16 protein-coding genes are annotated in these 15,923 nt (G+C 33.6%); 7 read left to right on the top strand and 9 right to left on the bottom strand.

The window, feature by feature from the left end; translation table 11 throughout:
* The 5 genes from JMI89_RS04795 to JMI89_RS04775 form a co-directional block, all read left to right on the top strand.
* Positions 1–475 (top strand): polymorphic toxin type 50 domain-containing protein (locus JMI89_RS04795; RefSeq protein WP_220679458.1); only part of this gene is annotated, 475 nt, incomplete at its 5' end.
* Positions 472–840 (top strand): hypothetical protein, encoded by a 369-nt coding sequence (locus tag JMI89_RS04790; protein ID WP_187754412.1) that lies wholly within the window; start codon positions 472–474, stop codon positions 838–840. The genes JMI89_RS04795 and JMI89_RS04790, both read left to right, overlap by 4 nt.
* A 106-nt stretch (positions 841–946) precedes the next feature.
* Positions 947–1,552 carry a cysteine peptidase family C39 domain-containing protein gene (locus JMI89_RS04785; RefSeq protein ID WP_220679457.1) on the top strand — a complete coding sequence of 202 codons (606 nt, stop codon included), beginning with the start codon at positions 947–949 and terminating at the stop codon, positions 1,550–1,552.
* Between the two features lie 83 nt (positions 1,553–1,635).
* Positions 1,636–1,980 carry a hypothetical protein gene (locus JMI89_RS04780; protein WP_187754410.1) on the top strand — a complete coding sequence of 115 codons (345 nt, stop codon included), beginning with the start codon at positions 1,636–1,638 and terminating at the stop codon, positions 1,978–1,980.
* 246 nt (positions 1,981–2,226) lie between these two features.
* On the top strand, positions 2,227–2,691 hold the full coding sequence (locus JMI89_RS04775) for a hypothetical protein (protein WP_220679456.1): 465 nt from the start codon (positions 2,227–2,229) through the stop codon (positions 2,689–2,691).
* Between the two features lie 478 nt (positions 2,692–3,169).
* On the opposite strand, the gene JMI89_RS04770 is transcribed toward JMI89_RS04775, so the two are convergent.
* The 5 genes from JMI89_RS04770 to JMI89_RS04750 form a co-directional block, all read right to left on the bottom strand.
* Positions 3,170–5,209: an FAD-dependent oxidoreductase gene (locus JMI89_RS04770; protein ID WP_187754408.1), complete on the bottom strand. Its 2,040-nt coding sequence runs from the start codon at positions 5,207–5,209 to the stop codon at positions 3,170–3,172.
* 469 nt (positions 5,210–5,678) lie between these two features.
* Positions 5,679–6,518, bottom strand: coding sequence for an SDR family NAD(P)-dependent oxidoreductase (locus JMI89_RS04765; RefSeq protein WP_220679455.1), 840 nt, complete (start codon positions 6,516–6,518; stop codon positions 5,679–5,681).
* Positions 6,519–6,678: 160 nt separating this feature from the next.
* Positions 6,679–7,443 carry a type I 3-dehydroquinate dehydratase gene (gene aroD, locus JMI89_RS04760; protein WP_187754422.1) on the bottom strand — a complete coding sequence of 255 codons (765 nt, stop codon included), beginning with the start codon at positions 7,441–7,443 and terminating at the stop codon, positions 6,679–6,681.
* Positions 7,444–7,568: 125 nt separating this feature from the next.
* Positions 7,569–8,450 (bottom strand): shikimate dehydrogenase, encoded by an 882-nt coding sequence (locus JMI89_RS04755; RefSeq protein ID WP_343066762.1) that lies wholly within the window; start codon positions 8,448–8,450, stop codon positions 7,569–7,571.
* Positions 8,451–8,459: 9 nt separating this feature from the next.
* A complete protein-coding gene (locus JMI89_RS04750) occupies positions 8,460–9,281 on the bottom strand; it encodes a sugar phosphate isomerase/epimerase (protein WP_187754405.1) in 822 nt (273 codons plus the stop codon).
* A 452-nt stretch (positions 9,282–9,733) separates the two neighbouring features.
* Here JMI89_RS04750 and JMI89_RS04745 point away from each other — a divergent pair, with 452 nt between their 5' ends.
* On the top strand, positions 9,734–10,966 hold the full coding sequence (locus tag JMI89_RS04745) for an MFS transporter (protein WP_220679453.1): 1,233 nt from the start codon (positions 9,734–9,736) through the stop codon (positions 10,964–10,966).
* 589 nt (positions 10,967–11,555) lie between these two features.
* On the top strand, positions 11,556–11,984 hold the full coding sequence (locus tag JMI89_RS04740) for an NUDIX domain-containing protein (RefSeq protein WP_220679452.1): 429 nt from the start codon (positions 11,556–11,558) through the stop codon (positions 11,982–11,984).
* 267 nt (positions 11,985–12,251) lie between these two features.
* Here JMI89_RS04740 and JMI89_RS04735 read toward each other — a convergent pair whose 3' ends face one another.
* From JMI89_RS04735 to JMI89_RS04720, 4 genes are all read right to left on the bottom strand, one after another.
* Positions 12,252–13,448: an MFS transporter gene (locus JMI89_RS04735; protein WP_220679451.1), complete on the bottom strand. Its 1,197-nt coding sequence runs from the start codon at positions 13,446–13,448 to the stop codon at positions 12,252–12,254.
* A 414-nt stretch (positions 13,449–13,862) separates the two neighbouring features.
* On the bottom strand, positions 13,863–14,378 hold the full coding sequence (gene aroL, locus JMI89_RS04730; protein WP_220679450.1) for a shikimate kinase AroL: 516 nt from the start codon (positions 14,376–14,378) through the stop codon (positions 13,863–13,865).
* Between the two features lie 269 nt (positions 14,379–14,647).
* Positions 14,648–15,001 carry a DUF1870 family protein gene (locus JMI89_RS04725; protein WP_187754400.1) on the bottom strand — a complete coding sequence of 118 codons (354 nt, stop codon included), beginning with the start codon at positions 14,999–15,001 and terminating at the stop codon, positions 14,648–14,650.
* Between the two features lie 69 nt (positions 15,002–15,070).
* Entirely contained in the window at positions 15,071–15,910 is an 840-nt protein-coding gene (locus tag JMI89_RS04720) for an aldo/keto reductase (RefSeq protein ID WP_220679449.1), read from the bottom strand.
* Positions 15,911–15,923 lie beyond the last annotated feature (13 nt).

Below are 15,923 nucleotides of genomic sequence, written 5' to 3'. Positions count from 1 at the left end.
CGAAGTCAGAGCAAAAGTACATTATAAAATTGATACAGTCACGGTTGAATTAGATGAGGTTAATTGGAATAATGTTGTTGAAACGGGGATGGAAACTAGTAACAGCCCAGTAAAACCAAGAGCTAATTTCGCACCAGATGCAAATCCAAATTTAAATGTTAATATGAATCAGCAAAATAAGCATATTGTTGGGACTAATGAGCACAAAACAGCAAACGCTAGTTCTTCTACACCAAGAAGCACTTTAAATAATGATATCGATATTCAAAGTTTAGTCAATCAATATGCAGGAACTGGCACATCTTTAAATTCAACCCCATTAGGTAAACCAGGCTCAAGAGAAAGGATAACGGGTAATAAAGTTATAGGAAATTATTATAATATGGAAACAAGTAAATTTGAGCCAACGGCTAATATTACAATTCACTATTCGAAAACAGGTGTACATATAGTCCCAGCGAGACCAACAAAATGAATAAAAATAAACTATCAGAAAAGGAAATAATTGATATTCGCTCTAAAATGATGTTTTACATAATGAATGATTTAGTAGGTGTAGCAACAAAAAAAATGAGAGGTATTACATTAAATTATATGAATGACATAATGGATATTAATATAATTTTTGACGATAAATTAACTGAAGAAGAGGAAGAGGAAATGCAACAGATTGATACTAATACCATTTCAAGTGCTTATCCTATTCTTTATGATTGGCAAAATAGACCAATTCTAAATATAAAACAAATGAATCTGAATTTGATTGTTATTCGACCAGATATTCCGATAATTAATAAAAAAGGAAATTTAGGTTGGCTTTATCTTCGTCGAGAATATTAATAACGTATTTGTCCTGCTCAACTTTAATGATATTAGAGCAAGCAATACCAACTATCTACAAGCCAAACCGGACGACAATGCTGCTGAAGGACGACTAAAAAACAGTTTGGAAGGATTATTAATCGGCAGCTTAGCCGAACCCCTTACCCGCTCATTACGCTTATTAAAATACGCCCGCATCAAAATAACCGCCACCGAAGTCAGAACCAAAGTACATTATAAAATTGATACAGTCACGGTTGAATTGGATGAGGTTAATTGGAATAATGTTACTGAAAAGAGAATAAATGAGAGTTTTGGAACTACTGAAGGAAATCTTGAACCCAGAAATCCAGCGAGTACCAGCATCATCAGAAATGGGAAACGTTTAGTTCTAAATCAAGGAAATTTACCTACTTGTGGTGATAATTCACGTGCGATGATATTAGATATTGCTGGCATGAAATATGATCTAAATAAATTAATCACCGATTCTAAAGTTGGTTCAAACGGTGCCAGAATGACCGATTTAGTTACGGCACTGAAAAATCAGGGTATAAATGATGCCAGATTTGCATCTAAAACTTCTTTAGAAGACATTTCATCAGCTACTGCTAATGGTATAGTTGCAATGAAATTAGACCGCGGATATCATGCAGTTGTTGTTGATGGTGTCACTATTAGAAACGGTCAGACTGTTGTAGCAATTAGGGATCCTGCGCTAGGTCGCTAATACTTTACTCTCATTAATGAATTTAATCTAAAGTATAGCGGTCAGGCAATACTTACTAATCCTAAATTAAATTAGAGGAAAATATGCTATCAATAAAAGATATTGTGAACAAGAAACTTTGTGGCTTAGTGCGGTTTAAAGGTTATTTTTATGCTTTAGGAGGTCTAAATGAAAAAGTTTTTTTGACAGATAATAAATATGGTTGGTCTGAAAATAATATTATTTTACCAAATAATATTACTGAGTTAATTATTGATAAAGATCAAAGTTTTGGTGTTCTTGTTGGTGGTGAGTATGCATATTATGCTATGGATGCAATTATAGAAGGTGTTCTAGAGCTAAAAGAACAACAATTATATCTATCGAAAGTGAATAAAATCACTTTATTTGATGGAGAAATATCACAATCTTTTGTTTTTACTGATTAAACTGGAACTAATAAACCCTATGTTATTGTCAAATTAACTTTTAATAACGAAATTTAATTTGGCGGTTAACTTCTAATTTTAGATGTTAGGCATAACATTGTAAATTATATCTTATTCCTGAAATCGACGTTTTGCTAAAATACGAAAGGTTTTTAGCTAAGTATAAGTGTCTTGCAAAATTAGAATGATCGTAAATATAAAAACACGATAAGAATAATTGGGCTTGATGGCAGTGTCACCGATTTTGTGGTATCTAATCGCCATGAAGAACGCCTGTCAAACTTAATACAACAATTTCCTGAACTGGCTAACCCAGTAACCGAATATTTACAAGCCAAACCGGACGACAAGGCTGCTGAAGGACGACTAAAAAACAGTTTGGAAGGATTATTAATCGGCAGCTTAGCCAAACCCCTTACCCGCTCATTACGCTTATTAAAATACGCCCGCATCAAAATAACCGCCACCGAAGTCAGAACCAAAGTACATTATAAAATTGATACAGTCACGGTTGAATTAGATGAGGTTAATTGGAATAATGTTGTTGAAAAGGAAAAGACGAATTCTATTCTTAATGATACGGCAAGTTCTATATGCGATGTAAATCCTGATTACTATACTGAAGATATAACTCATAATTGTGGTAATTGCGCTATAGCAACTGATGCAACATTGGGTAGTAATCCTGCATCCGCTTTACCTATTAATTGAAAATAAGAGATAATTCTCAACCTAACCAGAGGAGATTTCAATTGATAAACCAGCCCTCTATAATTTTTTTATAAGGACTCTCATTTTTTATTGAGAAAATCTAAAATTAAATATTTGTCATACAGAATTAACATTAAGTTAAACCTAGAACCATTTCTTCATTTAACGCCGTTTCAATCACCAGTTTATTCATAAAGCCCGTTAATTTGCCTAATTCTTATTGTTTTTTGTTACTTTGGCTAGCTTTATGGGCATTTCTCTTTGTCATTTTTTCGTCCAGTTGGATTTACTTTTTTTACTCATTGGAGTAGTAAAAAAAGGCAAATTCACAAATTTATTTATAGGGTACGATATTGATAAAAAAAGGGGCGTGAGCCCCCTAAATTTATCATTATATTTTATATACACAATTACGATTATTTCTTCGTACAATTATTATAGAACATTTACCAATAATAAATTTTAATCGACAATAACATCAAATAGCATGATTAATATCAACACCTCGGATCTCATGTGCTTTAGCTCGTTCAATAGATTGAATCGCCGCCACAACATCACGACCTTCACGCATACCATCAATTAATTTTCTCGCCTGCTTGCAATCACCAATTTGTTGGAATTGATAATTATTTTTATTGGCATGTTGACGGAATTGTTCGGTAAACTCTGCCACAGGTGTTAAACCTAAACAGATAAAACCATAATCAAATTCAAGTTCTTCAATTTGACCATTTCGACTAACAATAAAGCGATCTGCTTTAACCTCTTGTAAAGTGGTTTCCAATAAAACGTTAACCTGATTGTCTTCAATCATTTTCATCATTGATATACGAGCAATGACATCTAAATCTTTAGCTAATGTTGATTGCATTTCAACAATGGTGGTACTTTTTGCCTTGTTTTCAGAAAAATATTCAATCACATCTAATCCAACCGCACCCCCACCAATTACTATAATTCTTTTATCGGGAATGTTGGTAAAGTGGTCAAAATTATCCATTAGATCAAAGATTGAAAAAATTTTCCGTTCAGGATTTTTTAATTGTTCATGCAAACCTTTAATCGGTGGTAATAAGGCCTTAGCACCCGTTGCGGCTACAACAAGATCGGGATGATGATTAGCGATCATTTCAGGAGTCGCTTTAGTATTAAGGTGTATACTGACATTAGCAAGTTTATTAATTCGATTGATTAAAAATTTCGGCAAATCAGCTATTCTACGTTTATAAGGGAAACGTGAAATGATTGCAGACAATCCCCCTAGAAACGGCTTTTCCTCATACAATGTGACATGGCAACCAACTTCCGCTGCCGAGGCAGCGGCTTCAAGTCCTGCTGTACCACCACCAATAACGACGACATTTAATGGCTGAGTAACTTGATAGCGCTTGTAATCTTCGTATGTAATAATATCAGGATTAACGGTACAACGAATCGGCTTTGATTTTGCAATACGATGATCGGCACAACCGATATTGCAAGAAATACAACGTCTTAAAGTATCTATTTCATTGTTTTTGACTTTCTCTACCCAATAAGGCTCGGCTATCAAACCTCGTCCCATCACCACAAAGTCAGCATGTCCATTGGCGATAGTATCTGCAATAATTTGTGGATCTCGGAAATTACCTGACGTAATAGTCGGTTTATTAAATTTTTCTTTTACCGCTTTTGCCATATAAGAGCGCCAACCATCGGGAAGATTCATTTGGTCAATTTGCATAAATAATGTATCATTTTGCGCCGCTGACACATCAAAAATATCTACCTCATCGGTTAAATATTCAAGAATTTCCAAGGTATCTTCTAACGTATTACCCCCCTCAATAAAATCATCAGCACTAAAACGCAGCATAATTAAAAAATGAGGTCCAACATGTTTACGAATTTCGTCAATCACCATCCGTACAATTCTGGCACGATTTTCGATACTGCCACCAAATTCATCGGTTCGTCTATTAAACAATGGCGATAAAAATTGACTTAATAAGTAGGAATGACCAGCGTGAATTTCTACTGCATCAAATCCAGCCCGTTGAACACGGGAAGCAGCCAGACCATATTGTTTTACGACATAATGAATTTCATCAACTGACATAGGGCGAGGAGCATTTCCCCCCGTTTTAGAAGGCACATTAGATGCTGAGATCGGTTGTAAACCATTTAAACGACCAAAATAAGCCGATGCTCCTGCATGATTAATTTGTACAGCAACCGTTGCTCCATGTTTATGCATACGTTCTGTGAAACGATAAAAACCTGGAATATATTGATCATTATCAATACGTAATTGCGTTGTACCATTCGTTCCGTAAGGATAATCTACACAGACATTTTCTAAAATAATTAATCCCGTACCGCCTTTGGCGCGTTGTTCATAATACTGTAAGTGATCATCCACAAACTCACCACTTAAAGTCGCAAAATTAGTGCCGATAGGTGGCATAACTATACGATTTTTTATAGTAGTGCGCTTAATGGTAATGGGTTGAAATATTGAAGAGAAATTGCTCATGTTACTCCCTCATATCACCACACAAAACGGTGCTTGTGCTTAGTTCTAATTTTAAAATTGATATTCGATTAAGCATATTATACACCATTTATTAATAAATAAATTCTTTATTTTTCATCAAATCAATTCAAATATTTTATAAATTAAATAAGCTCTATTTTTTTAATTTAACCTTAATAAACATGTACTTATTAAATAAAGTGGAAAAAATAATGAGAAAAAAAGAATCAAAAATTATTATTAACATCATTAATTTATTTTAATAATATCAAAATAAGATAATTTAAAAATTAAAATATCATATTGATTTTTATACAAATAAAATAGAATCGATTATTTATTTTTTTAATAAGAATGATTAATTTAATCGATTTTATAAATAAAAAATACCACCTTTAAGTGTGGTATTTCAAATAATAAGGCTAATTGCGTGATTGAATCAGATAGATTGTACTAACCAATAATTCGCCTATGCTTTTGCTGTTCTACGTGAATTAATGGCAAATTGACGACGACCACCTGGTCTTGGCGCTAAATCCCCCAACATAATTTCATAACCACCGTCGACAACCAATTCAGTGCCATTAGAATAATCTGAACGTTTACTCGCTAGATATAATACTGCATTGGCAATATCAATAGTTTCACCAATACGTCGGCTAGCAATCATACGTGTTCGACCTTGTTCAACTTCTTTATCTTCATAGAATTTTTTCGATAATGGAGTTTTTACGAAACATGGGCAAATAGCATTACTACGAATACCGAATTGTCCCCATTCTGCTGCAATCTGTTTTGACAACATAGAAATTGCTGCTTTAGTTGAACTGTATGCGCCGCTGTAAGTTTCTGGAGTGTGTGATGCTACGGTAGAAATATGCACCATACGACCCGCTTTTTGTTCAATCATTAAACGACCAAAACGCTGTGACATTAAGAAATAACCTGTCATATTAACATTAACCGTGAGATTCCATTCATCAAGCGGTAAGTCTTCTAATGGGCAGAATTTTAAAATTGCTGCTGTATTAACTAACACATCACAACGACCAAACTCTTTTTTTACCATTATCACAGCCGCATCAACACTTTTTTCGTCAGTCGTATTACAAGCTAAACCGATTGCTTTAATACCATACTCACTGGCTAATTGTTTAGCATATTCCTGACATTTCGCCTCATCCAGATCAATCAACACTAAATTAGCTTTTTGTTTAGCAAATTCACGACATATTTCAGCACCCATTCCACCAACAGCACCGGTTATAACACAAACATCACCCGCTAAACCTAACCAATTATTGCTCATACAAAACTCCTAAAAATTAATATTCTCAATCATCACTGATCGAGCTTAGACTGATTCTTTATCGACACTAACCCGCACTCTATCTTTCATAGATTCGCTTGTCATGACGGTATATTTACAACTCTTAAGCACTTAACACGATGGTATATCGCGAGTGCATTTAAGCTAAACTACGATGTAACACATTTAATATGTATCGTAATTCTTTAACATCGAGCTGACCGGGAGCTGATGCGTTTTTAGCTGCGCCAAAGGTAAAGTCTGAGCCAAAGGTTTCTCCCGCAACACGACTAATTGCACCTTTACCAGCCATAGACATAGTAATTAATGGTTTTTTGGCATATTTATCTTTCATTTCAGCAGTGGCAGCCAGTAATGTAATTACATCTTCTCTTGAACGTGGCATTACGGCAATTTTCGGAATATCCGCCCCTAAATCTTGCATTTTACGTAATCGTAAAACAATTTCATCTTTAGCAGGGGTCTTATCAAAGTCATGATTTGAAGCAATGACCAGAACTTGATGCTGATGCGCTAACGCAACAATTTCTTTTACATATTCATCGCCAGTAAATACTTCAATATCGACAAAATCAATCAATCCGCTCATTATCATTTGTTTATTTAAATTGATATAAAATTCTATCGATGCTGGATAAACGCCACCTTCATTAGCAGTACGAAAAGTAAATAAAATCGGTTTATGACCAATTATTGCGTGAATTTTACCCGCCATTTGTTTAACGCTATCAATGTCCGCAACCTCGTCAAAATGATCAACTCGCCATTCTAAAATATCAAAATCAATCCCAGTTAAAAATTCAATTTCTTCTAATAACGCTTGTTCAGTTTTACCTACTACAGGAACAATAATTTTAGGGGCCCCTACTCCAATTTCTAAACCTTTTACTATCATTTTTGTCATTTGATCACCAGTTTCTATCATGATGGTTAACCTCTTGTTAATACCATGGTAAAAATAAGAGGTTAGTTTGATACTGACTATTAATATTTATACTATAAAATAACAATATCGCTTATCTTGCAAAATTAATTAAAGCCCATTTTTTCTTTAACATAATCAATTGGTGCATCTTGACCTGTCCAAATTTTAATTTGTGCGTGACCTTGCCATAACATCATGCCAATACCATTTAATGTTTTACAGCCTTGACTTTCGGCAATCTCAAGTAATTTCGTTTTACGTGGACTATAAATACAGTCGGTCACCACTAATTCTTTTCTTAACATCGTCGGATCTGTAATCAAACTCTGCCCTTCTAACGGTTTCATACCGACACCAGTAGCATTACACAGAACAGTACTTTCGGCGATTTGTTGACATAATTGTGATTTATCCGCAAGATCATATACGGTGGCTTTACAAGCGGTTTTTTCGTTGATGCGTTTTGCGATCTCAACAATCTTGGCAAAACATTCATCTTGTTGATTGAAAATAGCTAGCTCTTTAACGCCGTCTAATGCTGCTTGTACTGCAATCGCACTTGCTGCACCACCACCGCCAAGTATGGTCATTTTTTTTCCTATGACATCAACACCAGCTTCTTTCAATGAACGCATATAACCCATACCATCTGTGTTATAACCTGTTAGTACACCATCATCATTTGAAATAGTATTGCATGCACCAATCAGTTCTACGGCAGGCGTTAATTTATCTAAGTATTGACATACCAATTGTTTATTTGGCATAGAAACTGCGCTGCCACGCAATCCTAATGCTCGTAAACCTTTGATGGCATCGGGTAGTTTTTCTTGTGTCACTTCAAACGCTAAGTACACATAAGGCACATCCAACTTAGAATATATAATATTTTGCATTTTAGGTGAAAGGCTATGTCGAATTGGATAAGCCATTAATCCGATTAATAAAAAATGACCATCAATATTTTCTCTCATGTTTTTCTCCAATTTTTATTATTAAGACTCAGCGACCAATTTTAGTAATTTTTTTGTATCTTCCAAATACATTTTAGCTCGCTCAATCGGAGAATGACGCAAAGCAAATTCATCATTACAACATTCGATTGAAATCGGCATTTCTGGTAATGCTTTTAATAAAGCAACGAGATCAATTCCACCACGTCCCGGAGATAAACGATAATTACGTGCCTGATACAATAATCCTTCAATATCTTGTGGTTTTTCCTTGGTGCCATCACATAATTGCATATAACGCCAACAATCTTTTGGTACTTTTTTCAGGTCCTCAAGAGTATTTGCACCACGATCAAAATGCAATGGATCAATAATCATCCCTTGATTATTCTGATTAGCCGCTTGTAATAATGCCACGCCAGAATTAACGGTTGGCACATCGGTCCATGGCATCGGTTCAATATTAATAGCAATCCCCAATGGAGCAGCAATTTCACATAAACGAGCAAAATTGTCAGCTAAACGGTTGGGATCGGGGTCATTACCCGCTAATAATACTTGACTGGCGCCTAAACGTGCGCCCGTTTCTAGTACTGGTAAAAAATTAATCACACGTGTATCTGGTTTTAAACGGAAAATTTCAATATCTAAAACTTTGATGCCCGTTTCTTTTAATCGTCGTTCAACTTCCCGAATTAAAGGTGTATCGCCAACTGTAGCATATACTGGCTCAGTAGGCGTTGCGGGAATTAATCTTAAACCAACATGCGTATAACCAGCCTCAGCGGCAACAATAACTTGATTTGCTGGGGATACATCTAACACAGTCAAGGCTGCAAGCCCAATAGGACGTTCAGTCGACATACTATCCTCCTAAAATTAAAAATTTTTACTAAAAATGATAAAAAAGTGTTGCTATTAATGTAAAACAATAAAATAATTTTATCTATAGATTTTGTTATTTTAATTTATTTTTTTAATGAATTTATTTAAAATAAAATATGTGATAACTAGTAACATTTACATCAATTTTGATAAAAAACAATGAGATAAATCTGTTTCATTAATATAAATCAAGGGGGAATTGGAAAAAAACGGATTAACCTTATTTATTTGTTAAAAAATATCTATTAAAGATTACGACTATATCTAACTTTTAAATATATAGTTGTTTAATATTTTTAATTTCATAATAAATTCAAATAATTATAGATTTATCTCACAAATAAATGATTCCTGACAGAGAAGAGCAAAACTTCATAAGTTGAAATCAATAGAAAAGTTTACAAATTTAAATTACCTAAAAAGGATGCAAAATGAAAAACAAATATCTTTGGACCTCAATCTGCTTATATATGAACTATTTCGTTCATGGCATGGGGGCAATTATTCTTGCTCAAAATATGGATTATTTAACCAAACAATTTAATACTAATGATGCAGGTATCGCCTATGTGATTTCAGGTTTAGGTATCGGACGATTGTTAGTACTATTTGTAATGGGTACATTATCCGATAAATTTGGTCGTAAACCATTTGTATTTTTAGGTGGTTTATTTTACATCGGCTTTTTGCTAGGCATTTTAGTTAGCCCAAATTTAGAAATTGCTTTTATATTCGCAATTTTAGGTGGAATTGCTAATTCCACACTTGACGCAGGGACTTATCCAGCATTGATGGAATCATTCCCGAAAGCAACCGGAACTGCATCAATTTTAACCAAAGCAGCCATTGCTGGTGGTCAATTTGTGTTACCGATCATCATGACACTCATTTTTACCTATAAAGCTTATTATGGCTGGTCATTCTTCTTCTGTATTGCCATTTTAGCTATCAATGCCATAGCTGTATTAAAAATGCCATTCCCTAATAATAAGCAACCGCAAACAGAAGAAGTTACCCAAGCGACAACAGAAATTGATACCAATCCATTGCCAAAATTAAAACAAAAAGCTAACTTCTGGATTGAAGGTATCTGCTTTATCATCATTGGTTATACTTCAACCGCGACTTTCTATTTAGTTTCAATTTGGTTACCTAAATTCTCGATGTCAGCAGCCAATATGAGTGAATCAGCTGCTGCTCAAACAATTAGTTATTATGCAATCGGAACGTTGGCCAGTGTCATTTTAACTTCAATTTTAGTTAAGAGTTGGATTCGTCCGGTCTATATCGTGTTTGTTTACCCGAGTTTATCCGCTATTATGTTATTTGCTCTTTATTTATACCCATCATCACTATTATGTATGGCAGGTGGGTTTATTTTAGGATTTACCGCTGCTGGCGGTGTTTTACAATTAGCCTTAACGACGATGTCTGAGTTTTATCCAAAAGGTAAAGGTAAAGTACTAGGCATTTTCTTTACGTCATCAAGTTTAGCGACATTCTCCATTCCTGTTATTACAGGTATCATTTCAGAAACAAGTATCGCCAATATCATCTTGTTTGATGGCTTTATTGCGGTATTAGGCTCGATTTTAGCATTAGTAATTATTGCTCGATATCACAAAATTTTTGAGTTCCCAAAACGCAACGCCAATAATGTATAAGCGATGAAAATCAATCTAACATTTGATCATTGATTTAAAATAAGTCTCCGATGCCAAATATTGGCTTGGGAGACTTAATCTAATACCATAAATTATGATGTATCTACGATGTCTTTTTGCTATATTCTTAATCTTATTTAAGTGGGAAATGCTATTTGTAGATTAAAATGAACTTGATTAAAATATATATCAGCACAACTTAACCGCTATATCAAAATAGCTTGGTAGAAAAAATCAGCTAGTGAGTAAATTGAAAACTAGCAAGCAAAGTTAGATTTTATCACCAATGACTCGTCACCCCGTTTTAAATAATCGACACTTCCCGTAAATATTCGCAATTCACCAGCACTAAACTTGGTTAGAAAAGATAGCAGCACTATCGATATAAATCCCTTAATGGATTAATTTTATTACAGTTTTTCGTTGATTTGCGATAATATAATTATCAAGGCAATGCAGAATAATTAACCAATCTGGCAATGAACGTTTAAACAAATTTCATAAAAGCTTTTTGATGATTCAGTTACCAGCAAAATTAATGCCAATGATTTAAAAATTTACTGATATTGCAATTGAATAGTGAACGGTTATGCAAACAAACAAGAAATTTAGAGTAGCTGCTGTTATTGAAAATCGTTACGGCGAGTATCTATTTATGAGAGAAAATGATGATGACTATCTCATTTTACCTGGTGGCGAGAAAGAAAATAATGAAGATTATATGGAAACCTGTAAACGAGAGTTGCTAGAAGAATTAGGTATCCATATTAATGAATTGGTATTTTTAGGGTTAATCGAAAATTTTTATATTTTAAATAATCAAAAAATTGAAGAAACCTTAGTGATTTTTAAAGGCTATTATCACAATCAGCTTACTTACCATGAAGATAATATTAAGCGAGAATTTTTCTGGATTAATATACATAGTCATGCAAAACACTTCAAGATTAAACCGAGTAATATTGTCAATTTCTTAATTCAACAAAAAAACTACATGGTCTATCGAGAAAAGATTTAATCATCGATTCAGTGAGCAACTAATTGTTATTATTTATATCTTCTAGAGATAATATTACGACCAGATAGTTAGTTGTAGCTTAGGTTGATTGCAAAATTAACAAGATATTAATCATAATCTATTTTACTAAAAAAGCTCAAAAATAATCTCTATCCGTAGTAAAAATGATATATTGCTTGCTTTTTTTATACTCTTCAGTAATAAAGAAGCATCCTATTTGATTCGGATGCTTTCTGTTAGTGATAAATGCTTGTCAATAACAGACGATTAAATCTTATTCATATCAACCACTTTTTTGAAGCGTGAATAAACAATGACACCTAATATTACACTACATAAGGCAATAATAAGATCAACTAAAATGGCATAACTAACATTCGTCACCGCTAATTTTGGTATTACTAATGGAATAACCACAAATGATAATCCACTCAATGTGTACATGGTACCCACAGCCAATCCTTTACGATCGGGAAATAACTGTTGCATAACCACTAAGGTCAATTGTAACACGCCACCAGCAGCTGTTAGTCCCATGCCGATTGCCACAAAAAAGCTCATAGCAGGTGTTAAATTCATTAAGAACAATGATAAAATCACAACTGAAAGCAATGGTAATATTATGATGCAATAAATCGGTTTTACAAATTTTTTGACAATATATGCAGTAGAGAAAACGGAAATAATTGATGCCGTACTGTAATAACTAATCAATTGTTTAGATGATATCTCATCCATACCAATACCTTTTTCAGCAATCGCTGGTAACCACTGTAAAATTATGACAAACGTTGCCGTCGTAGTAAAACCCATAATAATTAAACAAATTCCTTCAAACCAAAAATTCGGTTTACCAATAAAGTAATTACTCTCACCTTTATCGCTACAAATTACGGTATTTGAGGAAGGGAAGGTTCTTGGTAGCAAAAATAATAAATTGATTAACAAATAAACGACAAACCCTATAAAAGCATAACCATACCAAAGCTGATAAATATGGAAAACGGTTACAATAAATGGCAGAACTAAAGTACCAATTGAAATAAAGGCTTTTATTAAAACACTTGCGGTACCGGCTGAACGCGGAAAACACTCAGTGAGAGCAGGCATTGAACCCGTATCTAAAAAGGAATTGCCTGCACCAATAAACATCGCTAAATAAAAGGCAGTTTCAATATCATGGCAAAATAGCAAACCTATAAAAAAAATAATATAACAGCACATGCCAAGATAGATGAAGGGTTTACGACCAAATATATCGGATAAAATACCACCAATAAACATCAAGAAAATTTTACCAAATCCTATTCCTGATGCTATATAACCCACGCCAATTAGATCGGTGCCAAATTGTTTTGAAATTTCAGCTGAAAATTGCATAATTACAATCAAAGCGATACTTTGAATGATATAATTAGCATAAATCGATCCTGCTATCGAATAGGAGTTTACATTGTTAGTCATTATTCAATACCCCATAATAAATTTAAATATAAAATTCTTTTGAAATAAACTAGCTCAATATTAGCGGTTAACCGCTATTTATAAAAGAAAAAAGACCTTACAAAAAGTGATTTTTTTTAAAATGAATTGTTATACTATAAAAAAACAATTACATAGGTAAATTTTTGGCAGATGTGGAATTGACACACTTTAGACCTGAATATTTATTTATTCTTCAGAACTTAATTGCAAGATTAACGTATTTATAACAGGTTAATTTTATTATTAATGAGTCATTGAATTTCACAATGACCCATAGCTAATGTTAAAATAACTTTATAATTTATGAAACTTCCGCTTTTTAGACGGTCTAACAGATGATTACTAAATCTCTGTTTAAAATATAAGAATTAGCAATTCTTTTCACATCAATCTCTAGTCAATGTTGAGCGCATCAAGGAATTGACCTAATATTTGCATCTCTTCGCAATCAACATTAACCACATGACTTGCCGAATCCATATAGAGATGATGACGCTCTTCTAACACTTTTTCCATTTCATCAACGATCGATAATCCCGTTAATGATGGACGCTGTGCCACGTTAGGATCTTTCATTAATCGTTGAGCAAGAATTTTTGCTGGCGCGGAAAGAAAAAACACAATCCCCATTTTTTGCATATATTGTCGGTTTTGTTCTGCTAATATCATGCCACCACCTGTTGCAATGACTCGGCATGGTTGAGTCACATCTTTCAAAACTTGACTTTCACGTTTTCTAAAGCCTTCCCATCCTTCTTTTTCAACAATTTCAGCAACCGTGCGATGAGTTGTTTCAAACAGATAAATATCTGTATCAACAAAAGAGTAATTTAATTTCTCAGCCAGTAAACGACCCATTGTGGTTTTACCTGCTGCTCTCGCTCCTACTAAATAAATGGTTTTATTCATGCTAATTGTCTCAGATGATTATTAAAATAATAATACTATGTTATTCATAAAAACCATAATTGCAACTAATATTTACACCTTATTTTAATTACATTAAAACCCATATTTATCAATGAATTATAAGATGATTGATGTGTAAAAAATACTTTACACAATATTGAAATAGAGATTTTTCATTAATTTTAGAATAAATTTATATAAAAGGATATAAAATGGGTACATTAAATACCCATTTTTAGTCGATTTGATTGGCCAATTTTGACAAAAAATTAACACAATGCCTCAAGACCTCTAAAGTAGAGTTCAGTTGCAATAGATTGATGTAGTCGCCAATCCAACACGGTAAGCGATGGATTTATTTTTTTAAAATCGGCAAAGGTTAAAAAATAACGGATATTGTTACTGCCAATGCGATTATTGATATCTGCAATAATCGCTGCAATTTTATCTTGCCGACGCTTTTTGAGATTTTTCATCGCTTCAATAACGTGATTAGGAATAGCCTCTTTTCCTTGTTCCCAATTATGCCAGACTTCGGCAGTGGTATTACCAATAAACTCACTTGCTTCAGCGACTTTTAACATAAAAAAACGTCGATAGGCCTGTAGTTCGATATTAGTCATAGATACTCTCCAACGAATTTTAAATTATTCCAATCGATAAGAATCAAACCGCCATTAATTTAGCAAACATTAAAAGCCATTTTTTTCATAAACATTATCTGGGTTAGGTCCGGTTCTAAAACCTTCATTTAACTGATCAATTTTTTGCATTTCCTCGGTAGTAAGCTCAAAATCAAAGATTTGTGTATTTTCCGCAATACGTTGTGGGTTAACCGATTTAGGAATAACGATTATACCTTTTTGTTTATGCCAACATAATGTGACTTGCGAAGGTGTTTTTTGATATTTATTACCGATATTGATTAATAGCTGATCATCATTTACTCGACCACGTGCTAAAGGACTCCACGCCTCAATGGCGATACTTTCAGTTTGCAGATAATTTATAAGTTCTTGTTGAACTAAGTAAGGATGAATTTCTATTTGATTAATCATTGGTTTGATATTTGCTTGCGTTTTCAACAATTCAAAGTGGGATTGATGAAAATTACAGACACCTATCGCGCGAGCCATTTTGTTTTCATAAATATGTTCTAGTGCTTTCCAGGTAGCAAAGAAATGATTTTTTAATGGCCAGTGTACTAAAAATAGATCAATATAATCGGTTTTTAAATCATTTAATGATTGCTCAAACGATCTTAGCGTTTGTGCATAGCCTTGGTTATTATTACTGACTTTAGTCGTCAAAAACAGCTCCTTTCTTGGTACACCACAATTAGCGAAAACGTCACCAAGGATATTTTCGTTGTTATATAATTGTGCTGTATCAAAAGAACGATAGCCATTTTCCAATGCTGTCATTATGGCAGTATTTGCCTCTTTAGAATCAACAATCTTAAAGGTACCAAATCCTAATTGAGCAAGTGCTACGCCATTACTTAACGTAACTTGTTTTATGAATTGTGTCATCGTTATCTCACCA

The organism is Frischella sp. Ac48, assembly GCF_019641635.1.
Lineage (GTDB): Bacteria > Pseudomonadota > Gammaproteobacteria > Enterobacterales > Orbaceae > Frischella > Frischella japonica.
Note: the sequence above shows the minus strand (reverse complement) of the source record. Positions and strands in the feature narration are given on the sequence as shown.